The 22,106-nt window shown below is 67.9% G+C and carries 22 protein-coding genes; 11 read left to right on the top strand and 11 right to left on the bottom strand.

Going from position 1 to position 22,106, the window contains the following annotated elements:
* Window positions 1–34: 34 nt before the first annotated feature.
* Entirely contained in the window at window positions 35–1,276 is a 1,242-nt protein-coding gene (locus tag DMH03_RS35825) for a primosomal protein (RefSeq protein ID WP_125796454.1), read from the bottom strand.
* Between the two features lie 153 nt (window positions 1,277–1,429).
* Between DMH03_RS35825 and DMH03_RS35830 the strand changes: the two genes are divergently transcribed.
* A complete protein-coding gene (locus tag DMH03_RS35830) occupies window positions 1,430–3,934 on the top strand; it encodes an RNA helicase (RefSeq protein WP_125796455.1) in 2,505 nt (834 codons plus the stop codon).
* A 97-nt stretch (window positions 3,935–4,031) separates the two neighbouring features.
* On the opposite strand, the gene DMH03_RS35835 is transcribed toward DMH03_RS35830, so the two are convergent.
* Window positions 4,032–4,667 (bottom strand): hypothetical protein, encoded by a 636-nt coding sequence (locus DMH03_RS35835; RefSeq protein WP_125796456.1) that lies wholly within the window; start codon window positions 4,665–4,667, stop codon window positions 4,032–4,034.
* A 54-nt stretch (window positions 4,668–4,721) separates the two neighbouring features.
* Window positions 4,722–5,312, bottom strand: a complete 591-nt coding sequence (locus DMH03_RS35840; protein ID WP_125796457.1) for an NADPH-dependent F420 reductase — start codon at window positions 5,310–5,312, stop codon at window positions 4,722–4,724.
* Window positions 5,313–5,388: 76 nt separating this feature from the next.
* On the opposite strand from DMH03_RS35840, the gene DMH03_RS35845 reads away from it, so the two are divergent.
* Entirely contained in the window at window positions 5,389–5,748 is a 360-nt protein-coding gene (locus tag DMH03_RS35845) for a helix-turn-helix domain-containing protein (RefSeq protein ID WP_125796458.1), read from the top strand.
* Window positions 5,749–5,767: 19 nt separating this feature from the next.
* Here the strand turns inward: DMH03_RS35845 and DMH03_RS35850 are convergent, their stop codons facing one another.
* Window positions 5,768–6,748, bottom strand: coding sequence for a sugar-binding transcriptional regulator (locus DMH03_RS35850; protein WP_125796459.1), 981 nt, complete (start codon window positions 6,746–6,748; stop codon window positions 5,768–5,770).
* Window positions 6,749–6,877: 129 nt separating this feature from the next.
* Between DMH03_RS35850 and DMH03_RS35855 the strand changes: the two genes are divergently transcribed.
* The 4 genes from DMH03_RS35855 to DMH03_RS35870 are packed head-to-tail and all read left to right on the top strand — an operon-like array spanning window position 6,878 to window position 10,965.
* Window positions 6,878–7,882, top strand: a complete 1,005-nt coding sequence (locus DMH03_RS35855; protein ID WP_125796460.1) for a zinc-dependent alcohol dehydrogenase family protein — start codon at window positions 6,878–6,880, stop codon at window positions 7,880–7,882.
* Window positions 7,875–9,215 (top strand): sugar ABC transporter substrate-binding protein, encoded by a 1,341-nt coding sequence (locus tag DMH03_RS35860; RefSeq protein WP_125796461.1) that lies wholly within the window; start codon window positions 7,875–7,877, stop codon window positions 9,213–9,215. Before DMH03_RS35855 ends, DMH03_RS35860 begins: the two co-directional genes overlap by 8 nt.
* On the top strand, window positions 9,215–10,153 hold the full coding sequence (locus DMH03_RS35865) for a carbohydrate ABC transporter permease (RefSeq protein ID WP_125788967.1): 939 nt from the start codon (window positions 9,215–9,217) through the stop codon (window positions 10,151–10,153). The genes DMH03_RS35860 and DMH03_RS35865 overlap by 1 nt, the downstream gene beginning before the upstream one ends.
* Window positions 10,150–10,965 carry a carbohydrate ABC transporter permease gene (locus DMH03_RS35870; protein WP_125796462.1) on the top strand — a complete coding sequence of 272 codons (816 nt, stop codon included), beginning with the start codon at window positions 10,150–10,152 and terminating at the stop codon, window positions 10,963–10,965. The genes DMH03_RS35865 and DMH03_RS35870 overlap by 4 nt, the downstream gene beginning before the upstream one ends.
* 323 nt (window positions 10,966–11,288) lie before the next feature.
* On the opposite strand, the gene DMH03_RS35875 is transcribed toward DMH03_RS35870, so the two are convergent.
* Window positions 11,289–11,483 carry a ferredoxin gene (locus DMH03_RS35875; protein ID WP_125788969.1) on the bottom strand — a complete coding sequence of 65 codons (195 nt, stop codon included), beginning with the start codon at window positions 11,481–11,483 and terminating at the stop codon, window positions 11,289–11,291.
* Between the two features lie 8 nt (window positions 11,484–11,491).
* Window positions 11,492–12,706 (bottom strand): cytochrome P450, encoded by a 1,215-nt coding sequence (locus tag DMH03_RS35880; protein WP_125796463.1) that lies wholly within the window; start codon window positions 12,704–12,706, stop codon window positions 11,492–11,494.
* Between the two features lie 216 nt (window positions 12,707–12,922).
* Between DMH03_RS35880 and DMH03_RS35885 the strand changes: the two genes are divergently transcribed.
* A complete protein-coding gene (locus DMH03_RS35885) occupies window positions 12,923–13,561 on the top strand; it encodes a TetR/AcrR family transcriptional regulator (RefSeq protein ID WP_125796464.1) in 639 nt (212 codons plus the stop codon).
* 142 nt (window positions 13,562–13,703) lie between these two features.
* Here DMH03_RS35885 and DMH03_RS35890 read toward each other — a convergent pair whose 3' ends face one another.
* Genes DMH03_RS35890 through DMH03_RS35910 form a run of 5 tightly spaced genes read right to left on the bottom strand, consistent with a single transcriptional unit; the run spans window position 13,704 to window position 18,782 of the window.
* Complete coding sequence (locus DMH03_RS35890; RefSeq protein ID WP_125796465.1) at window positions 13,704–14,570, bottom strand: aldehyde dehydrogenase family protein; 867 nt, start codon at window positions 14,568–14,570, stop codon at window positions 13,704–13,706.
* Window positions 14,563–15,996 (bottom strand): aldehyde dehydrogenase family protein, encoded by a 1,434-nt coding sequence (locus DMH03_RS35895; RefSeq protein ID WP_125796466.1) that lies wholly within the window; start codon window positions 15,994–15,996, stop codon window positions 14,563–14,565. Before DMH03_RS35895 ends, DMH03_RS35890 begins: the two co-directional genes overlap by 8 nt.
* Before the next feature lie 3 nt (window positions 15,997–15,999).
* On the bottom strand, window positions 16,000–16,974 hold the full coding sequence (gene deoC / locus DMH03_RS35900; RefSeq protein ID WP_125796467.1) for a deoxyribose-phosphate aldolase: 975 nt from the start codon (window positions 16,972–16,974) through the stop codon (window positions 16,000–16,002).
* A gap of 19 nt (window positions 16,975–16,993) precedes the next feature.
* On the bottom strand, window positions 16,994–18,151 hold the full coding sequence (locus DMH03_RS35905) for a serine hydrolase (RefSeq protein ID WP_125796468.1): 1,158 nt from the start codon (window positions 18,149–18,151) through the stop codon (window positions 16,994–16,996).
* Window positions 18,152–18,173: 22 nt separating this feature from the next.
* Window positions 18,174–18,782 carry a DUF1707 domain-containing protein gene (locus tag DMH03_RS35910; RefSeq protein ID WP_125796731.1) on the bottom strand — a complete coding sequence of 203 codons (609 nt, stop codon included), beginning with the start codon at window positions 18,780–18,782 and terminating at the stop codon, window positions 18,174–18,176.
* Window positions 18,783–18,887: 105 nt separating this feature from the next.
* Here DMH03_RS35910 and DMH03_RS35915 point away from each other — a divergent pair, with 105 nt between their 5' ends.
* The 4 genes from DMH03_RS35915 to DMH03_RS35930 are packed head-to-tail and all read left to right on the top strand — an operon-like array spanning window position 18,888 to window position 21,898.
* The gene (locus tag DMH03_RS35915; RefSeq protein ID WP_199746254.1) at window positions 18,888–19,331 is read left to right on the top strand and encodes a protein-tyrosine phosphatase family protein; all 444 of its coding nucleotides are present in this window, start codon (window positions 18,888–18,890) and stop codon (window positions 19,329–19,331) included.
* A gap of 18 nt (window positions 19,332–19,349) precedes the next feature.
* A complete protein-coding gene (gene upp, locus DMH03_RS35920) occupies window positions 19,350–19,973 on the top strand; it encodes a uracil phosphoribosyltransferase (protein ID WP_125796469.1) in 624 nt (207 codons plus the stop codon).
* 54 nt (window positions 19,974–20,027) lie between these two features.
* Window positions 20,028–20,621: an RNA polymerase sigma factor gene (locus tag DMH03_RS35925; RefSeq protein ID WP_125796732.1), complete on the top strand. Its 594-nt coding sequence runs from the start codon at window positions 20,028–20,030 to the stop codon at window positions 20,619–20,621.
* Complete coding sequence (locus DMH03_RS35930; RefSeq protein ID WP_125796470.1) at window positions 20,618–21,898, top strand: hypothetical protein; 1,281 nt, start codon at window positions 20,618–20,620, stop codon at window positions 21,896–21,898. Before DMH03_RS35925 ends, DMH03_RS35930 begins: the two co-directional genes overlap by 4 nt.
* Window positions 21,899–22,106: the final 208 nt, after the last annotated feature.

Consider the following 22,106-nt stretch of genomic DNA (forward strand, 5'->3'; position numbering starts at 1 on the left):
ATGAAGGGGCCTTTCATAGCGTCCCGTAGGTGGATCAGACGACCGTGAGCCGGTTCTCGAAGGTCTCGACCAGCTTGCGCCACTCGGACTGCTCGGCGTCGAACGGAGCGCTCGGCTCGAGCCGCGAGGGGTCCGGCCGCAGCACGAACGACACCAGCCAGCCGAGGCTTTCGTTGGAGGCCAGCGCGGTGTCGACGCTGTCGTCTTCGGCCCATTCGGCGGCGTCGGTGATCAGCTCGACCGCCAGCTCCAGCTGGATCGGGTCGATCGCCTCGGGGCCTTCGGCGATGTCGTCGGCGATGCCGTTCAACACGTAGGTGTTCTCGGTGTCGACGTCGATCTCGAGCTCGCCAGCGGTGGCCTTCGTGGCCACCTCGTCCCAAGTGGACACTTGGGAGAGGTCGTTGTCCGCCAGGTCCTTGCCGTCCGCGATCGCGCGGATGAGGGCCTTCTCGGAGGTGAAGACGTCGATCTCGCCTTCGCTGCCGAGGAAGATCGGCTTGTCGTCGAGGTAGCAGCGCAGCGTGTAGTACTCGGCGCCGGAGGTGATGATCTTGATCGGGTCGATGCCGACCTCGCCCCAGAAACCGACGGGCTCGTCGTCTTCCTCGTCCTCGTCGTCAACGTCCACGAGGTCCTCGTCGGCGGCGGCCGCTTCGGCTTCGGCGGACTCCGCGAGGAAGGTCGCGAGCTCCTCCGCCGTCTGCTCCAGCACCTTCTCGTCGACGTCGGGAGCGGTCACCAGACCGTCGATCGCGTCGAGGACGGTGTCCCACTTCTCGGAGACCGCCTGCGACAGGTCCGCCCAGAGACGCTCGCCGTCGCGGCCGGAGAAGGGCAGCGTGCCCTGATCCAGCAGCGAGAAGCTCTCGTGCGCGTCGAGGACTTCGTGGACCTCGTCGAGCTCGCACACGTCCGCGAGCGAACGCACGATGCCGATGATCTCGGCCAGCTCGCCGAGCGTCCACTGGTCCGGCTTCTCGGCGACCAGCTCGGGGACGCCCACCAGGTCGTAGGTGTGGTCGTCGTCGGGGATCAGCTCGGGCACGTTCAGCGCGGGCACGACCTCCCACGCCGGGTGGTCGAGCAGGTCGTGCTGCTCGGAGGTCCGCACGAAGGCCGCGAGATGCGCCGCGTCCGGGAAGGCGTACAGGTCTTCCTCGTCGCCGAGGAAGGCTTCCCACTCCTCGCCGTCTTCCCGCCAGCGCGGCGCCCAGAGGGTGACGACGTCACCCTGAGGCAGGCCGAGTTCGATCGGGATGATGTCCTGTGCCATTCCTAAGCCCTCTCGGATTACCGCCTGTGTGCGCGCGACCGGGTGATGCTTGCCCGATAGGTGCGCGGTAACGCGAAGCCTACGGGTTTCCGGCGGAGGGCGCGATCACCCCTGGGCAAGAAGCGACCAACGGATGGCACGATAGGTCCTCTGATGACACTTACAGACCTCCTGCCTGCGCGTCCCGACCCCGACTCGCTGTTCGAAGCCTTCTCCACCTGGACGGCCGAGCGCGGGCTCGAGCTGTACCCGGCACAGGAAGAGGCCATCATCGAAGTGGTCTCCGGGGCGAACCTGATCCTGTCGACGCCGACGGGCTCGGGAAAGAGCCTGGTCGCCGTCGGGGCGCACTTCACCGCGCTCGCGCACGGCCGCCGCAGCTACTACACGGCGCCGATCAAGGCGCTCGTCTCGGAGAAGTTCTTCCAGCTCATCGAGATCTTCGGCGCGGAGAACGTCGGCATGATGACCGGCGATTCGGCGGTGAACGCCGACGCGCCGATCATCTGCTGCACGGCGGAAATCCTGGCGAACATGGCGTTGCGGTTCGGCGCCGACGCGCCGGTCGGGCAGGTCATCGCGGACGAGTTCCACTTCTATTCGGAGCCGGATCGCGGCTGGGCCTGGCAGGTGCCACTGCTGGAACTGGGAGGCGCGCAGTTCGTGCTGATGTCGGCGACGCTGGGCGACGTCTCGTTCTTCGAGAAGGACCTCACCCGCCGGACGGGCCGTCCGACCGCGGTGGTCACCTCGGTGGAGCGGCCGGTGCCGCTGACCTTCCGCTACGCGCTGACGCCGTTGCACGAGACGATGTCCGAGCTGCTCCACGGCGGTCAGTCCCCGGTGTATGTCGTGCACTTCTCGCAGGCCGCGGCGATCGAACGCGCGCAGACGCTGATGAGCATCAACGTCACCTCGAAGGCGGAGAAGGAGGCCATCGCCGAGATGCTCGGCGGCTTCCGGTTCTCGGCCGGGTTCGGGAAGACGCTGTCGCGGCTGGTCCGGCACGGTATCGGCGTGCACCACGCCGGCATGCTGCCGAAGTACCGGCGCCTGGTCGAGCAGCTCGCGCAAGCCGGGCTGCTGAAGGTGATCTGCGGGACCGACACCCTCGGCGTCGGCATCAACGTACCAATCCGCACAGTGGTCTTCTCGGCCCTGACGAAGTACGACGGCGTGCGGCAGCGGCATCTCAAGGCGCGTGAGTTCCACCAGATCGCCGGACGCGCCGGCCGTGCCGGGTACGACACCGACGGCTACGTCGTCGTACAGGCACCGGACCACGTCGTCGAAAACGCCAAGGCGCTGGAGAAGGCGGGCGACGATCCCAAGAAGAAAAAGAAGATCGTCCGCAAGAAGGCGCCAGAAGGGTTCGTCAACTGGACGGAGAGCACCTTCGACCGGCTGATCGCGGCCGAGCCGGAGCCGCTGACGTCGAGTTTCCAGGTCAGCCACTCGATGCTGCTGAACGTCGTCTCCCGGCCGGGCAACGCGTTCGACTCGATGCGGCATCTGCTGGAGGACAACCATTCCGACCGTCCCGCTCAGCGGAAACTGATCCTGCGCGCGATCGCGATCTACCGCGCGCTGCTCGCGGCGGGCGTCGTCGAACGGCTCGACGAGCCCGACGAGCAGGGCCGCATCGTGCGGCTCACCGTGGACCTGCAGTTCGACTTCGCGCTGAACCAGCCGCTTTCGCCGTTCGCGCTGGCCGCGATCGAACTCCTCGACGTCGAGTCGCCGTCCTATCCGCTCGACGTCGTGTCCATTGTGGAATCCACTGTGGACAATCCGCGTCCGGTGCTGTCGCAGCAGCAGTTCAAGGCGCGCGGCGAGGCCGTCCAGGCGATGAAGGCCGAGGGCATCGAATACGACGAGCGGATGGAACTGCTCGAGAACGTCACGTACCCGAAGCCGCTGGAGGAACTGCTGGAGGCGGCGTATTCCCGCTACCGGCAAGGGCATCCGTGGGTCGAGGACTACGAGCTCAAGCCGAAGTCCGTCGTGCGCGACATGTACGAGCGCGCGATGAACTTCGTGGAGTACATCGGTTTCTACCAGCTCGCCCGGTCGGAAGGGCTGGTGCTGCGGTACCTCACCGACACCTACGACTCGCTGCGCCACACGGTCCCCGACGAGGCCAAGACCGAGGGGTTGCAGGACCTCATCGAATGGCTCGGCGAACTGGTGCGCCAGGTCGACTCCAGCCTCCTGGACGAATGGGAAGCCTTGCGGCACCCCGAAGAGGAGGGCCCCGTTTCGCTGCGGCCGCCGTCCGAGCCGCCCGCGGTCACGCGGAACGAGCGGGCCTTCCGGGTGCTCGTGCGGAACGAGCTGTTCCGCCGTGTGGAGCTGGCGTCGCGGCGGGCCTACGGGACACTCGGCGATCTGGACGCCGCTTCGGGCTGGGACGCCGACGCGTGGGAAGACGCCATCGAGGACTACTTCGACGAGCACGAAACCCTCGGCATCGGGCCGGACGCGCGCGGCCCCAAGCTGCTGATCATCGAGCAGGAGAAGGAGATCTGGCGGGTGCGGCAGATCTTCGACGATCCGGCGGGCGACCACGACTGGGGCATCAGCGCCGAGGTCGACCTGGCGGCTTCGGACGAGGCGGGCTCGGCGGTCATCCGGATCACGGCGGTGGACCAGCTCTGACGCCGACTCGCTCACCCCGTGCTAGGAAAGGACCGTTCCTTGCAAAATTTGCAAGGAACGGTCCTTTCCTAGCACGCGGGTGCGTGAAACGAGGCTTTCACGACCTCGGTGCGGCGAGCAGCCGACGCCGACGCACCAGTTGCACGATCAGCACGATCAGCGACAGCGCGGGCAACGGATAGCCGAGCATCAAGCCCACCGTGATGTCGGCGAGCGGCGCGAGGACAGCGGCGACGAACACCCAGGTCGGCGCCGTCGGCAGCTTCGCGCCGGAGCGGGCCTTGCCCCACGGTTTCGCCACCGAAAGCCACGCCTGGAACGCGAGCGCGCTCGCCATCAGCGCGGTCCCGGCCACCAGCGCCACCGGCGCCGGAGCACCGGTTCGCGCCGCCACCACGGAATCCTGCAAAGCGCCGGACAGCAGGAAGATCCCGGCGTAGAGCTGGACGAGCGTGATCGCGAACTTCGCCAGCACCCACCAATGCCGGGTGAAACCCCAGGCCGTCGCCGCGGCGAGCATGAAGCCGGTGAAGGCCGACGCGTTGGCGAGCGGCGCCAGCAGGAACGAGTCGATCTCGTGCGCCATGGACGTCGCGGCGACGCGGATCGCGCCGTCCTCGCTCGTGCGGCTGATCATCAGGAGGGTGAACAGCGCCAAGGCCTGCCCCATCCAACCCACCGACGTGATGACGTGCAGCCACACGGTCAGCTGCCGCCAAGTCTTCGTCCCCATGCCGCACAGGCTCGCGCGCCCGTCCGGGCCGGCACATCGGGGACGACCCTGAAATCACACCGGAAGGGGCGGGAAGCAGGCCTGGGCGTCGTGGCCGTCGAACCAGAGCCCGACCATGAACGCCATCGTCGCCTCCATGAGCGCCGCCCGGTCGAGGCCGCCGGCGACCAGCGGCGTGCACCCGAGGTCGCGGACCAGTTCGCTCACTTCGCCGACCTTGTCGCCGCAGATCGGTACCGCCAGCGGACGGCCGCCGAACACCGGCGGAGTCATCCGCCAGACGTCCACGTGGCACAGGTTGAACGCCTTGACCACGTGCGCGTCCGGTGCGGCGGCCGCGATCCGGGCGGCCTGGTCGGGGACCGTGAGCGCGGCGCCCGGGCCGACGGCGTTGGTGCAGTCGATCAGCACCTTCCCGGCGAGATCCCCTGCGGTGGCAAGGACTTCCGTCACCGACGCGGCGGGAACGGCGAGCAGGATCACGTCACTGGCGCGCGCGGTCTCCTCCCAGGTTCCCACTCGCGGGGAGATCTTGGTGGCCTTGCCCAGGTCGCGGGCGGCGACCATCACCTCGTGCCCGGCCTTGGCCCACTGGCCGCCGAGCGCCTCCGCCATCCCGCCCGCGCCGAAGATACCGATACGCATTGTGCCGCTCCCTAAGATCGAGTTACCCCATGACCGTAGAAAGCCGTGCGGGTACCGATTGGTTACCGGAGGTCCGATGAACGACGTCTTCCTCGCCGATTGCCGTGCCAGGCTGGCCTTCGACCTGATGGCGAACACGTGGAACCCGGTCGTGCTGTGGGCCCTGCGCGACGGGCCGCTGCGGTCGGCCGAACTGCGGCGACGGCTCGGCGGGATCAGCACGAAGGTGCTCACGGAAACCGTCCGGCGGCTGGAGTTCAACGGTCTGGTCAGCAGGCGCGACTGCGGCCGGACGGCGAAGGTCGAGTATTCGCTGACGGAGCTCGGGGCCACGCTGCTCGCGCCCATCGAAGCCTTCGGGGAGTGGGCGTTCAGGCACGGCGACGAAGTGATGGCGGCTCAGGACGAGGCGACCCGTTTACGCGAACTCGCGTGATTGAGGGCGTAACTCGCGGCTAGGCGGGCGGGCGGGCCGCGGCCAGCTTGAGGAGCGGGACGGCCGCGGCGGCGTCGGTGATCAGCGTCGAGACCATGCCGGAGCGCAGGACGGCGTCGATCGCTTCGGCCTTGGGTTCCGTGTAGCCCAGCGCGATCACTTCGGGGACGGCGAGCAGTTCCTCGGCGCTGATGGCGAGCACGTGGTGGGCAAGCCCGGTGGACATCGGGGTGCCGTCGGCGTCGAACAGGCGCGCGGAAACTTCGGCTGTGGCACCGCGTTTCGCTATGGCGCTGCGCTCGGCTTCGTCGAGAGCGTCGTAGACGGTCGACTCCTCGGGCTTCCACGCGCCGATGCTGACGACGGCCTTGGTCAGGTTTTTGAACTGCCCGAACGTCTCCGCGATCCCGGGCTGCCTGCGCAGCGTCTCGGTGGTGCGGCGGTCGGGGAGGACGAGCGGGCCGAAGATCGGGTACGCCTGCCCGCCGGAGACGGCGGCGACGCGGCTGACCGTCTCCACCGATCGGTCCCGCATGTCCATGCCCGCCTGCACCCCGCACAGTTGCACGACCGGGCACTTCGGCAGCGACTGGATCGCGTCGGTCATCGCGTTCACGGAACGTGCCCAGGAGAGGCCGAGAACGTCGCCGGGAGTGACGATTTCGGACAGGAGCTGAGCCGTGAGCGTGCCGATCTTCCGCCGGGCGACTTCACGGGATTCCGGCTCCGGCGCTCGTTCGAGCACGAGGACGCGGTCCAGTCGGTACGCGGTGCGGATCTCCTCGGACAGCACGAGGTCGACCGGCGCGGGCAGGTGGAACTCGACCTTGACGATGCCGCTTTCCCTGGCTGTGCCGAGCATTCGCGCGACCTTGAACCGGCTGATGCCGAACTCGTCGGCGATTTCGAGCTTCGAGGCCCCCTGCTCGTAGAACCGCCGGGCCACCGCGGCCAGGCGTAGCGACTCCACCAGGCCGAGAGTCTGCTTCTTTGCGCTCATATGAGCACTATAACTCGAAATCCGCACGAAAGGTTGACGTAACTCCAGGGAAAAGTTCACCATGCCTGGACATGCAGTCCGAAGCATAAGCCCGCCCCGCTCCTTTGAGCGGAGAGAAGAGGAGCTGGCATGCGTGCCGCGATCGTGGACAAGCCCGGCGAGATCAGGGTCGGCGAGGTACCCGACCCCAAACCGGGGGATCGCCAGGTCGTCGTCAAGGTGGGTGCCTGCGGGATCTGCGGGACCGACCTCCACATCGCCGACGGGCACTTCCCGCCGACGCCGTATCCGATCGTCCCCGGTCACGAATTCGCCGGCGAGATCGTCGAACTCGGCGCCGACGTGCCGGGCGGCTGGAAGATCGGCGACCGGGTGGCCGTCGACCCGTCGCTGTTCTGCGGCTACTGCAAGCCTTGCCGGTCCGGCCGCGGCAACCTCTGCGAGAACTGGAACGCGACCGGCGACACCGTGAACGGCGCTTTCGCCGAGTACGTCGCCGTTCCCTCCGCGAACTGCTACCGCATGCCGGACACGATGACCTGGGAACAGGGCGCCCTCGTCGAGCCGGTTTCCTGTGCCGTGCACGGTGTGCGCCGGATCGGCGTCGAGGCGGGGGAGCGGTTCCTCGTCGTCGGCGCGGGCACGATGGGGCTGATCATGCAGCAGCTGCTGCAGCGCGCGGGTGCTCACGTCACGGTGGTCGACCGCAACACCTCCCGGCTCGGCCGTGCCATGGACCTCGGCGCGGCCGCGGTCGCGGGTGACGTGAAGGACCTCGACGACGAGAAGTTCGACGCCGCCGCGGACTGCACCGGCGCCGCACCCGCGATCGAAGCCGCTTTCGACTCGCTTCAACGCGGAGGCCGCCTTCTGGTTTTCGGGGTCGCGCCCGCCGAAGCACGCGTCGCGCTTTCGCCGTTCCGGATCTACAACGACGAGATCACCGTCGTCGGCTCGATGGCCGTCATGAACAGCTACGGCGCCGCGCTCGACCTGGTCGCCGACGGCGCCATCGACACCGCCGCACTGCTCACCGACACCTTGCCGCTGGAGCAGTACCCCGACGCGCTCGCCCTCATGCGCAGCGGCGCCGGACTGAAGGTGCAGGTCATACCGGGAGGCGAAAGTGCGTAAAGCAGCCGCTCTGCTCGCGGTTCTCCTGCTCACCCTCACCGGTTGCGCCGGTGCGGGCGCGCTCGGGACCGGCGACCGGACGCTCGTCGTCGCGATCGTCGCGAACCCGCAGATGAAGGACGCCATCGAGCTTTCCGGCGAGTTCGAGAAGGCGAACCCCGGGGTCACCCTCAAATTCGTGTCCCTGCCGGAAAACCAGGCACGCGCGAAGATCACCGCGTCGACGGCCACCGAAGGCGGCGAATTCGACGTCGTCATGATCAGCAACTACGAGGCGCCGCAGTGGGCCGCGAACGGCTGGCTGGAGAACCTCGAACCGCATATCGCGGCGAATCCGTCCTACGACGCGGACGACTTCATCCCGAGCATCAAGGAATCCTTGTCGCACAACGGGTCGCTCTACGCGGTGCCGTTTTACGGCGAGTCGTCCTTCCTGGCCTACCGGAAGGATCTGTTCGAGCAGGCCGGACTCACCATGCCGGCCAAGCCGACCTGGACGCAGATCGCCGGGTTCGCCGCGAAACTCGACGACAAGGCCAAGGGCGTCGCCGGGATCTGCTTGCGCGGCAAACCTGGCTGGGGCGAGAGTCTCGCGCCGTTCACCACGGTCGCCAACACCTTCGGTGCCCAGTGGTTCGACAAGGACTGGAACGCCAAGCTGACCAGCCCCGAATTCAAGGCGGCCGCCGACTTCTACGTGAACCTCGTGCGGAACCACGGCGAGGTCGGCGCGTCGAGCGCGGGCTTCTCCGAATGCGGCACGCGGTACACGCAAGGCCAGGCCGCGATGTGGTACGACGCCACGGTCATGGCGGGTACGAACGAGGACCCGTCGGCGAGCAAGGTGGTCGGGAAATCCGGCTACGCTCCGGCGCCGGTGGAGAAGACGCAGGCGAGCGGCTGGCTCTACACCTGGGCGCTGGCGATCCCGAAGGTGGCGAAAGACAAGGATGCCGCCTTCAAGTTCATGTCCTGGATGACCGACAAGGCCTACGTGCAGCGGGTTGCCCAGGAATACGGCGACTGGAACCGCGTCCCGCCGGGCGTGCGCAAGTCGACCTACGACATTCCCCAGTATCGCGAGGCCGCCAAGGCCTACGCGCAGCCGACACTGGACGGCATCGCGGACGCCGACCAGCGGAAGGCGATGGCGAATCCGGTGCCCTACCCCGGAATCCAGTTCGTCGGCATCCCCGAGTTCCAAGATCTCGGCACCCGCGTGAGCCAGCAACTTTCGGCGGCGATCGCGGGCCAGATCACCGTGGAGGAAGCACTCAAGCAATCGCAGGAGTACGCGCAGACCGTCGGCAAGTCGTATCAGGAGGCGCAGTGATGTCCACGATCTCCGCTCCTGCCCGCCCCGAGCCCGCCCACGCCAAGAAGGCGACGGCTCCGAAGCGCGGCACCGATACGCCGTTCAAACGACGGCTGCCGTTGTTGCCCGCCTTGCTGTTCGTCGTCGCGGTGACGCAGTTGCCGTTCGTGCTGACGGTGTTCTACTCGTTCCAGTCGTGGAACCTGGTGCGGCCGGGCTCGCGGCATTTCGTCGGGCTGCAGAACTACATCGACGTCTTCGCCGATTCGACGTTCCTCGGCGCGCTGCTGAACACCGTGGTGCTGACGGTCGTGTGCGTGTTCTTCTCGCTGCTGCTCGGCCTGGGGCTGGCGATCCTGCTGGACCGCAAGTTCCTCGGCCGAGGCGTGGTCCGCACCTTGTTGATCACGCCGTTCCTGATCCTGCCCGCGGCGGGCGCGCTGCTGTGGAAGACGACGATGTTCGACCCGACCTACGGGTTGCTGCACTTCGTCTTCGGCACCGACGTCGACTGGCTTTCGGAGTTCCCGCTGGCCGCCGTGATGGCGCAGGTCGTCTGGCAGTGGACGCCGTTCATGATGCTGTTGATCCTGGCCGGGTTGCAGAGCCAGCCCAAAGACGTGCTGGAGGCCGCGTCGGTCGACGGCGCCGGCCGCTGGCGGACGTTCACCGCCATCACACTGCCGCATCTGAGCCGGTTCCTGCAGCTGGCGACGCTGCTGGGCGCGATCTACATCGTGAACAGCTTCGACGCGATCTTCCTGATGACACAAGGAGGGCCGGGGACGGCCAGCACGAACCTGCCGTTCTACATCTACCAGCGGGCGTTCCAAGGCTTCGACATCGGGCAGTCGTCCGCGATGGGCGTCATCGTCGTGATCCTGACGATGATCGTCGCGACCTTCGCGCTGCGGCTGATGTTCCGCACGTTCTCGGTACAGGGAGGCGCGAAATGAAAAGCCGTTTCGGGCCGGGCGCGCTGACGGCCGCGACCTGGGTGATCGCGATCCTGTTCGTGTTCCCGCTGCTGTGGATGATCCTCACGGCCTTCAAACAGGAGGCCGACGCCTACACCGATCCGCCGCGACTGTTCTTCACCCCGACGCTCGACCAGTTCGCCGGCGTACTCGAACGCGGTTTCCTGCCGTACCTGTCGAATTCGGCGTTCGTGACCGTCGTTTCGACGCTTTTCGTGCTGCTGCTGGGAATCCCGGCGGCGTACGCGCTGTCGCTGGCGCCGGTGAAGGGGACGAGCAACGCGCTCGGCTTCTTCCTGTCGACGAAGATGCTGCCGATCGTGGCGGCGATCATCCCGCTGTACGTGATCTCGCAGAACACCCGGCTGCTGGACAACGTGTGGGCGCTGATCATCCTCTACACCTCGATGAACCTGCCACTGGCCATCTGGATGATGCGATCGTTCTTCCTGGAGGTGCCGCACGAGATGATCGAGGCGGCCCGGATCGACGGCGCGACGCTGCCGATCCTGCTCCGGAAGGTGATCATGCCGGTGGTCGCGCCCGGGGTGGCCGCGACCGCGCTGATCTGCGTGATCTTCTCGTGGACCGAGTTCTTCTACTCGGTCAACCTCACCGCCGCGCGGGCCGGGACGGTGCCGGTGTTCCTCGTCGGGTTCATCACCAGCGAGGGCCTGTACTGGGCGCAGCTGTCCGCGGCCGCGCTGCTCGCGTCACTGCCGGTGATGATCGTCGGCTGGATCGCGCAGAACCACCTGGTGCGGGGACTGTCGATGGGCGCGGTCAAGTAAGGCCTGGGCCGGGGTGGTCGTGAGTGGTAAGTGACGTTCTAACGACACTTACCACTCACGACGCCCCGCGCCTCATGTACTTCCGCAAGGTGCGAAGGTCGAGTTTCCTCGGCTGAGCCGAGGGAAGGGGGCCTTCACGCGCAGCCGCTGTGACCACTGGTGCGTGGCGATTATCGAGTCCGTGAAGGCCTCCTTGAGGGACCCAGAGTCCCTCAAGGAGGCCTTCACGGAACGAGCCCGGCACCAGCCGCAGCCGGAACCCACGTAGATACCTAAGACACCCTTGGTTCTAACGACACTTACCACTCACGACGCCCCGCGCCTCACGCGAGTGACAGGGCCTGCCCAGGACAAATGTGCACGGCGGTGCGAGCGTTCTCCTCGGCCTCATCGCCTTCGGGCTCGGCGTTCAGCACGATGACGGTCCCGTCGTCCTCGCTCTGGTCGAACAGATCGGGGTCGGTGAGTACGCACTGGCCAGCGCCCACACACTTCCCGGTGTCCGCGATGATCTTCATGGATCCTCCTACCAGGTGACCGGAAGGGCGTGGAGGCCGTAGATCGACGAGTCGTGCTTGAACGGCAGCTCGTCGACCGGAACGGCGATCCGGATGCCCGGAATACGCTTGAACAGCGTATCGAACACGATCTGGAGTTCCATCCGCGCGAGATTCTGGCCGAGGCACTGGTGCACGCCGAACCCGAACGCGACATGGTGCCGCGCGCCGCGTTCGATGTCGAAGGTGTCGGGGTTCTCGAACCCGTCGGGGTCGTGGTTGCCCGCGTTGCTCAGGCCGACGACGCCCTCACCCGCGCGGATGAGCGTGCCGCCGATCTCGACGTCCGCCGTGGCGACCCGTGAAGTGGCCATCTCCGCGATGGTGAAGACCCGCAGGAGTTCTTCGATCGCGGGGAGGGTCTTGTCCGGGTCCGCCTTGACCTTCGCCAGCTGATCCGGGTTCTCCAGCAGGGTCACCGTGCCGAGCGAGATCATGTTCGCCGTGGTTTCGTGCCCGGCGATGAGCAGCAGGAACGCCAGGCTGACGAGTTCGGCGTGGTCGGCCTCGCCCGTTTCCTGCTGCTTCAGGATCTGGCGGCCGAGGAGGTCGTCCTCGGTGGCGTTCGCTTCCTTCTTGGTGACGAGTTCGTCGAGGTAGCTTTCGAGCTGCTCGAAAGCCGACTGCCGTTCTTCGGGTGTGACTTCCCGGTTGAGCATCTTGGAACTGCAGGTCTGGAAGAAATCGTGGTCCGCATAGGGGACACCGAGCAGTTCGCAGATCACCAGCGACGGCACCGGTAAGGAAAGTGCCTGGACGAGATCGGCGGGTTTGGGGCCCGCGAGCAGGGCGTCGATGTGGTCGTCGACGATTTGCTGGATTCGCGGCTGGAGCGCCTTCATCCGTTTGACGGTGAATTCCCCGACCACGTCACGCCGGGCCTGGCTGTGCTCCGGCGGGTCCATCGCGATGAGCGACGGCCGGAACGGCTTGTCCGGCCGCGGGGCTGGCCGCGCGACCATCATCGGGAACGAGGGATTCTGCCGGTCGGAGCTGAAATGCGGGCTGCTCAGCATTTCGCGGATGTCTTCGAGCCGGGTGAGTGCCCAAGCCGTTTGGCCGGACGGCAGACCGACCCGGGAAATCGGGCTTTCCGTGCGAAGCGTTTCGTATTCGGGAGGCGGCGAAAACGGGCATTTCCGGGCCAGCGGCAGGGTCGCGGTGGTTTCCTCGACGTCAGTCATCGGGTTGTCCTTCCCCAGGTGTCGGGTGGGCTCGGGCGATATCGGACAGGGGACCCCAAAACGTATGCGGATGGTTTCATTCCGCTTATGTCACCAAGGTACTCAAGTGGAGACTGGTCGTCCACTCGCGAAGGGGTGGTTTCCCGGGAAGCGTGAAGGGAACGCCCTTACGTGCGAGAATCACGGCCCTGAAGGACCCTTCGAGAGGCGAGGATCATGACTGCCGACCCCGAGACCCGCTTGCGCGCCGACGCGCGCCGGAACCGGGATCAGATCCTGGCCGCCGCGAGAGCCATCTTCGCCGCACAGGGCGCCGAGGTCCCGATGGAGGAGATCGCGCGCTCGGCGGGCGTCGGCGTCGGCACCCTCTATCGGCGATTCCCGGACCGGGACGCGTTGATCCGGGCGGTCGCCGTCGACAACTTCGACAGGGTCCTGAGAGACGCGAAAGCCGCGCGGGATCAGGAATCCTCCGACTGGGACGCTCTGATCCGGCTCCTGCACCAGTCGATGGAGCTTCAGCTGAGCATCCAGCTCGCGATGGTGTCGCCACGCGCGCTGGTGATCCTGAAGAGTGACCCCGCGATCAAGGCCCTGCGTGACGAACTGGTCCTGGTGATGGACGCTTTCGTCCGGGGCGCGCAGGCGGAGGGCAGGCTCCGGACGGACGTCGCCACCGGTGACGTCGCGATCCTGTTCGCGACGTTGCTGCGGCAGATGCCGGGCAAGGGCGAGGAGGTCGCGCGGATGGCGACCCGGCGCTGCATCGGGATCATGATCGACGGCTTACGGGCCGTCGGCGGGAACGAGCCGTTGCCGGGACGGCCGCTGACCGGCGCAGACCTGGACGCGTGAGGCTTCGGGGCGCGGTGCGACCTGTCCCGGATGTCATGAAAGGGTCGTTCAGGACGAAAAACGTCCTGAACGACCCTTTCATGACATTTGCGGGCCGCCCGAACTGCCGCAAACAGGTGCCCAACTGTCCGAACCGGCTGGGCTAGACGCCCAGCGGGTGCCAGACGGTCTTCGCTTCCAGGTACCGCCGCAGCCGCGCGATGTCGGCGTCGGCGGTCCAGTCCGGCTCGACGTCCGGGACGGTCAGGACACGCTTCACGGTGCCCGCGGCATCGCGCGCCAGGTCCGCCCGCGCGGACGGCTCCGCGCCCGTCGGGTCGAGGGCGTTGACGTCCCCGTGCGAGGCCAGCCACGAACCCAGCTCCGACGCGCGGCCGGTCAGGATGTTCGCCACGCCACCAGGCAGGTCGGATGTCGCCAGGACCTCCGAAAGGGTGATCGCGGGCAGCGGCCGGTCCGCGCTGGAGACCACCACGGCCGTCGAACCCGTCGCCAGGACCGGCGCGAGCACGCTCACCAGGCCGAGCAACGACGACTGCTGCGGCGCCAGCACACCCACGACACCCGTCGGTTCCGGGACGGTGAAGGAGAAGTACGGGCCGGCGACGGGGTTGGCCCCGCCGAGCACGGTCGCGATCTTGTCGGTCCAGCCCGCGTACCAGACCCAGCGGTCGATCGAAGCGTCCACAAGGGACTGTGCCTTCTTGGCCGCGATGCCTTCGGACGCGGCGACCTCCGCGACGAACTGCTCGCGGCGCCCTTCCAGCATCTCCGCGACCCGGTACAGCACCTGGCCGCGGTTGTACGCGGTCGCCGCCGACCAGCCGCCGAAAGCCTTGCGGGCGGCGGAAACCGCGTCGCGGACGTCCTTGCGGGACGCGTGCGAGGCGTTCGCCAGGAACTTGCCCTTGCTGTCGGTGACCGGATACACCCGGCCCGACTCCGAACGCGGGAACTTGCCGCCGATGTAGAGCTTGTAGGTCTTCGCCACCGAAATACGGTCAGACATCGAGGTAGGCCTCCAGTCCGGTGCGTCCGCCTTCGCGGCCGAAACCCGACTCCTGGTAGCCGCCGAACGGCGCGGCGGGATCGAAGCGGTTGAACGTGTTGGCCCAGACGACACCGGCGCGGAGCTGGTTCGCCATCCACAGGATGCGCGAGCCCTTCTCGGTCCAGATCCCGGCGGAGAGTCCGTACGGCGTGTTGTTCGCCTTGGTGACGGCCTCGTCCGGCGTGCGGAAGGTCAGCACCGAAAGCACCGGCCCGAAGATCTCCTCGCGGGCGATGCGCATCGACTGCTGCACGTCGGAGAACACCGTGGGAGCGAAGAAGAAACCGCGTTCCGGCACCGGGCACGGGCTGGTCCAGCGCTGCGCGCCCTCGGCGTCGCCGGACTCCACGAGGCCCTTGATCTTCGCGAGCTGCTCGGCGGAGTTGATCGCGCCGATGTCGGTGTTCTTGTCCAGCGGGTCGCCCAGCCGCAGCGTCGAGACGCGGTAGCGGAGCTTTTCGAGCACCTCTTCCGCGATGGACTCCTGCACCAGCAGACGCGAGCCCGCACAGCAGACGTGGCCCTGGTTGAAGAAGATCCCGTTGACGATCCCCTCGACGGCCTGGTCCAGCGGAGCGTCATCGAAGACGACGTTCGCCGCCTTGCCGCCCAGTTCCAGCGTCAGCTTCTTCGCGGTGCCCGCGACCTGGCGCTGGATGGCCTTGCCGACGTCGGTCGATCCGGTGAACGCGACCTTGTCGACGTCGTCGTGGCCCACCAGCGCGGCGCCGATGTCCCCGGCTCCGGGCAGGATGTTGACCACACCCGGCGGGAGTTCGGCCTGCTGGCAGATCTCCGCGAACACCAGCGCGGTCAGCGGCGTGGTCTCCGCCGGCTTGAGCACCACGGTGTTGCCGGTGGCCAGCGCGGGCGCGATCTTCCACGCCAGCATCAGCAGCGGGAAGTTCCACGGGATGACCTGACCCGCGACACCGAGCGGCTTCGGGTTCGGACCGTAGCCCGCGTAGTCGAGCTTGTCGGCCCAGCCCGCGTGGTAGAAGAAGTGCGCGGCGGCCGTCGGCACGTCGGAATCGCGCGATTCCTTGATCGGCTTGCCGTTGTCGAGGCTTTCCAGCACGGCCAGTTCCCGCGACCGCTCCTGGATCAGGCGCGCGATGCGGAACAGGTACTTGGCGCGTTCGGAGCCCGGCATCTTGGACCAGACATTGTTGTACGCCTTGCGTGCGGCCTTCACCGCTGTGTCTACATCGGACACAGACGCGGTGCCGACCTCGGCGAGCACCTCTTCGGTGGCCGGGTTGATCGTCTTGAGCGGCTCACCCGAGCCGTCGACGAATTCGCCGTTCACGAACGGCCGGTAGTGCGGTTTGAGGTTCGCGAGGTCGCGCGATTCGGGCGCGGGCGCGTACTCGAAGATGCCCATGGATCAGTCCACCGTCACGTAGTCGGGACCGCTGTAGTGGCCGTCGGCCTGGGTGCGGCGCTGCAGCAGGAGGTCGTTGAGCAGGCTGGACGCGCCGAACCGGAACAGGTCCGGGGTCAGCCACTGCTCGCCGGCGACCTCGTGCACCGCGACCAGGTACTTGATCGCGTCCTTGGTCGTCCGGATGCCACCGGCGGGTTTGACGCCGCGCAGTTCACCGGTCTGGACGAACCAGTCGCGGACGGCCTGCAGCATCACGTGGGTGACCGGCAGCGTCGCGGCGGGCGAGACCTTGCCGGTGGAGGTCTTGATGAAATCGCCGCCGGCCAGCAGCGCGAGCCAGGACGCGCGGCGGACGTTGTCGTAGGTGGCCAGCTCACCGGTTTCGAGGATGACCTTCAGGTGAGCGCCGCCACAGGCGGCCTTGATGGCCTGGATCTCCTCGAAGACCTCCAGATAGCGGCCTTCCAGGAAGGCGCCGCGATCGATCACCATGTCGATCTCGGCGGCTCCGGCGTCGACGGCGATCTTGGTGTCGGCCAGCTTGATCTCACGGCTCGTGCGGCCGGCCGGGAAGCCGGTGGCGACACTCGCGACGTGGATGCCGGTGCCGCGAAGCGCCTCGACAGCCGTCTCGACCATGTCCGGGTACACGCACACGGCCGCGACCCGCGGGGTGTCCTGGCGTTCCGGATCCGGCCGCATGGCCTTCGCGGCGAGCGCGCGGACCTTGCCCCGGGTGTCGGCGCCTTCGAGGGTCGTCAGGTCGACCATCGAAATGGCGGTGTCGATCGCCCAGAGCTTGGCGGCCTTCTTGATGCTGCGCGTGCCGAGTCCCGCCGCCCGCTGCTCCCCGCCGACCTGGTCGACACCAGGCAGCCCGTGCAGGAACCGGCGCAGGCTCGCCTCGTCGCGAGTCGCGTCCGCCAGCGGCGACGGGGTGGCCGTCGCCGCTGACGAGCTGGTCGTAGCTGTCATACGGGTGAGTGTAGGCGGCCTACAAGCTGGGCACCGGGGCCTGGGCGGCGGCCTTGGCCGGGATCACTGGTGCGCAGAACTCGGAGATCATCGGCAGCTGACGCTTGAGCGCGGCCTCCGGCGACGCGGTGAGGTCGACGGTGGCCAGCGTGGAGATGTTCTTGCCGGATTCGTCACGGAAGCTGAGGGTGGCGAAACCGGGCAGATCGCCGCCGTGGCCCCAGACGGTGACGTCTTCGGCGCAGATACCCGCGCTCTTCAGATTGACCTTCATCAGGCCGAGGCCGTACTCCATGCCGCCGGCGGGGACCGTCTTCTTCATCTGCGCGAGCAGGTCCGCGGGCAGTAGGCGGCCGCCGAGCAGGGCCTCGAAGAAGCGGTTGAGGTCCTTGCCCGAAGACACCATGCCGCCCGCGCCGTAGTAGCGCGAGTAGTTGTAAGTGGTGACGTCGGTGAGGCCGCGCGGCGCGTCGTACAGCTGCTCGTAGCCGCGGGCGGCCGCGCCGATCAGGAACGGGAAGTCGCGGGGGAGCGAGGTGTCGCGCAGGTGCAGCGGCCCGGTGATGCGCTCGGCGAGCGCGCGTTCCAGCGGCTTCCGGGTGGTCTTCTCGACCAGCAGGGCGAGCACGTTGTAGCCGGTGTTGGAGTACGCCCAGCTCGTTCCGGGCTTGAACTGCAATGGCTGCTTCGTCACGCTCAGGTGGATCTGGTCGTCGCTGTCGAAGTGCTCGAAGCGTTCGGTGTCGATCTCCGGCCCCGTCGCCCAGGAATCCTCGGGAGCCAGATCGCGCGGGAGGCCGCTGGTGTGCTGAAGCACCTGGCGGACGGTGATCGGCTCCGGATACGGCAGCAGCCCTGGCAGGTAGCGCTGCACGGGCTCGTCCAGCCCGACGCGCTTTTCGGCCACCAGTTGCAGGACCAAGGTCGCGACGAAGACCTTCGACACACTCGCGATCCGCCAGCGGCCCGACGCGTCCGGCTTGCCCGGCCGCTCGATGTTCGCGACACCGCTGACGCCGCGGAATCCGTCGGAGACGGCGACCATGCCCGGGATGCCCGCGGCGACCGCCGCGTCCATCGCGGCTTGGCGAGGATCGGTCTTCTCAGCGGCCACCGCCGGGAATGCGGTGACGGAAAGCAGTGCGGCACAAGCGATCGCGACGAAACTTCGGCGCATGTGGTGAACCCCCCAGTTCAGGTCAGGCTTCCAGTTCGGGTACGTCCTTTTTACGTGGTTTCCGCTTCACGACGACGCCACCCCAGAACGCCAGGCCGGTGATCTTCACCGTCGGCGCGGTCGGCGGCGCCGGGGGAGTCCCGGCGCGGTCCTCCAGTTCGAAGGCGCCCATGAAGCCGATTCCGGTGACCTCCACGTTGATGTCGTCGGGCACGATGATGTCGATCCCGCCCATGATCGCGACCGCGGTGATCGTCGTGTTCTTCTCGGCGAAGCGCGCGTATCGCAGGTCGATGTCGGTGCCGCCCCAGAACGCGAAACTGTTGTGCTGCGGCGGGACGACCCAGCTGCCCTTGCGCGAGGCGCCGGACATGACGGCGATCGACGCGCCGGAACCCGGATGCCCGCCGATGCGATCGTCGGGCAGGCCGAGCGCGCGCGACGCCGACGGCTGGATCGCCGAACGGGACTGAGGCAGGTCCGCGGTGACCGGCTTGAGATCGCCGACGGTCTTGGCCGCGTACACGATGGTGAGCCGTTCTTCCAGCTCGTTGATGGTGATGCGCCCTTCGGACATCGCCGCGTGCAGCACCTGCGCGACCTGCTCACGGTCGGCGTCGGAGATGCGCATTTGTTCGGGGCCCGGCAGGGCCGGCTCTTCACTCACCTGGAGGAGCCTAGCGCCGACGGGAGGGCCAAGCGTCCATCTTATGGTCGACAGTGGCATCCTCCGTTGATGGGGAACTCGCTACCCGGCGCCGTGGAGCTGCCGGACGGGGTCGAAGTACGCGGACGGGGCCTGGGTCGCCCCTGGCCAGAGGGGCCTTCGCCGGATTTCGGCCTGTATTTGGGCGGCGCGAAGCTGCGCCGGAAGCACGATCACAAAATGGACTGGGAGCGGGCGTGGATCCGCTGGCCCGACTTCCTGCTGCCGACGGACTGGGCGGACGCGCGGCGCCGGATCGTCGATCTGCACACCCGGGCGGCGGCGGGCGAAGCCGTCGAGGTCGCCTGTTACGGCGGAGTCGGGCGGACCGGCACGGTGCTGTCCTGTCTCGCCACCCTTTCCGGGCTGAGCGCCGAAGAGGCGGTGGCGTGGGCGCGGGCCAACCACGACAAGCGTTCGGTGGAGACGCCGTGGCAGCGCCGCTGGGTCGGCTGGTTCGCGCGGCAGGCCTGACGGGCTAAATTGACCGGCATGGATGTGCACGTCGTTGATCACCCGCTGGCCAAGGCCAGGCTCTCCACCATGCGCGACGCGCGCACCGACAGCGCCGCCTTCCGCGCGGCGCTGCACGAACTGACCGTCATGCTGGTCTACGAAGCCACGCGCGACATGCCCGTGCGGATCGAGCGGATCCACACGCCGGTGGCGCGCACCGAGGGTTACGCGCTGGCGAGCCCGCCGCTGCTGGTGCCGGTCCTGCGCGCCGGGCTCGGGATGGCGGATCAGGCGCACAAACTGATCCCGGACGCCCAAATGGGTTTCGTCGGCCTCGCCCGCGACGAAGAAACGCTCAAGCCGACGCCGTACCTCGAGTCGCTGCCCGAATCGCTCGCCGACCGGCCGGTGATGGTGCTCGACCCGATGCTCGCGACCGGCGGCTCGATGGAGTACACGATCCGGCTGCTCACCGACAGGGGCGCCACCGACGTCACCGCGATCTGCGCGCTCGCCGCGCCCGAGGGCATCGAGCATCTGGAGAAGACCGGGCTGCCGCTGCGGGTGGTGACCGCGAGCATCGACGAGCGGCTGAACGATTCCGGCTTCATCGTGCCGGGCCTCGGTGACGCGGGAGACCGGCAGTACGGGGCCGTCTGACCCGTTTCGCAACAACTCCGCCGTTGCCGGTCACTGACAGATGTGACCAGAACAGTGACCGGAACGGTGGGGGTGCCGGTGGACTCACGCGAACCTCCTCCCGACAGGAGCGACACGGAGCTTTGGCAGGCGGCCGCGGGCGGTGACCACGGGGCGTTCACCGAGTTGTTCGAACGCCACGCCCAAGCGGTGTGGAACCACGGCTACCGGCTGACGGGGTCTTGGGCGTCGGCCGAAGACCTGACCTCGACGACGTTTCTCACCGCCTGGCGGCGCCGGGCGGACATCACACTCATCCGCGACAGCGCGTTGCCCTGGCTGTACACCGTCGCGGGAAACCTCGCACGCGGCGAACACCGCAGCGCCGGGCGGCGGCTCCGGCTCGTCCGGCGGCTGCCGGAACCCCGGTCGGTGTCCGACCACGCCGACACCGTCGTCGACCAGCTCGACGGCGAAGACCGCCTTCGGCAAGTGCTCGCCTTGGTCGCGAAGCTGCCGAAATCGCAACGGCAAGCCGTCGAACTCTGCCTGCTCGGCGATCTCTCCTCCGCCGACGCCGCCGAACTGCTCGGCGTCGCCGAGGTGACCGTTCGCGCCCACATCTCGCGGGCCCGTACGCAGCTGCGGGCCGCCCTGGAGGAGAAATGACCGACGACCTCGGCCTGCCCGGCAGGCGCGAACTCCCCCCGGAAGTGCTCGACAACCTGCGGATGTCCCTGCGGGAGGGAATGGGAAAACCCGTGCGGCGGCGCTGGCCGATCGTCGCCGCGGCGGCCGCCGTCGTGCTGGTCCTCGCGGGCGCTCTGATCACGACCGTGCTCATCCGGAAGCCGGACGGACAGGGGCCCGTCGTCGCGAACCCTGACTTCTCCCTCGACCGGCCGAAGGCGGAGGAGGCGATGAACCGGTGCTGGGCCGTCGTCCAGTCCGAGGGAAGGGCCGCGAGCTTCCCGGCGCGGAACGAATGGGTGCCGCGATTCACCGTCGTTTCGCCGCCGGTCACCGTCGTCGCGATGATGGCGGACGGCAACCCCTTCTTCTGCGAGACCACGCTGATGACGGCGACCGTGTCCGATCCGAACGCCGTTCCCGCCTACACCGACGGCGCGCGGACCGCGGCCCTGCTGATGACCAGGGCCGGGACGGTCGCGGGCATCGCCGATCCGGACTGGCCGAAAGTGGAGATGACGGGCCAGAACGAGGCGTCACTGTCCACACGGGACATCCCGGTCTTCCGGCCGGAGAACCTGTTCGTGCACATCGCGCCGATGAAGCCGTCGCGGACCACCTACGCCGTCGGGCCGACCCCCGGAGAGCAATCACGCCCGCTCGGGTATCACGCGCCGTACGCCCTCCGGCCCGCGCCGGAGCCGGCCGCGTCGAGGCTCGACAAACCGGTGTTCCCGGTTCCCGACCGTGCCACGCCCGCGGGTGAGTTCTTCAACACCTGCACGAGAGGAGCGTCCGAAACGGTGTCCGACGAGGACGCCTACCGGATCGGCGCGTACCTCGAAGGCCAGGATGTCGGCGTGGTCGTCGCTCGCCTGGGTGGCCAGGCCATCGTGTGCCAGGGCGGATTCGGGTACGGAGACGGGAAGACCGAGTACTACCGGGTCTTTCCCGACCAGCCGCGGTCCGCGGGGCCCGTGCGCACGTTGCAGGCCGAAACGGTCGGCAGGGTCGACCGCAACGGGAACCCCGTCCCGGTCCGGAACACGTATCTGGGAGTCGTTCCCGACGCCGCGGCGGGCGTGAAGCTCGACTTCGGGACCGGCACGACGATCGACGCGACGGTCGCGGACGGGACTTTCGCGGCCTGGGTGCCGGACGGGGTCAGTCAGGACTACGAGCACGCGCGGGTGGGCATCACCGTCGTGGACGCGGCTGGGGGGCTCCTGTACCAGGGGGCGCTTCCGCTCTACTGACCGGAGCGCGTTTAGCCCGCTAAACGCGACGCGACCCCGGCCGCGTAGGTGGGATGCCGTGAGGGCCTCCTTCCCTACCCTGAAGGTAGGCAAGGAGGCCCTCACGGCATCCCGCAGCAGGGCTCCAGTCCGGCGGCCGGATCGCGTTTAGCGGGCTAAACGCGACGCGCCCTCGCTGGGGAAGGGGCGCGAAAGTCCGTGAAGGCCT

Origin of the sequence: Amycolatopsis sp. WAC 01376 (assembly GCF_003947415.1) — a bacterium.
In the GTDB taxonomy this organism is placed as follows: domain Bacteria; phylum Actinomycetota; class Actinomycetes; order Mycobacteriales; family Pseudonocardiaceae; genus Amycolatopsis.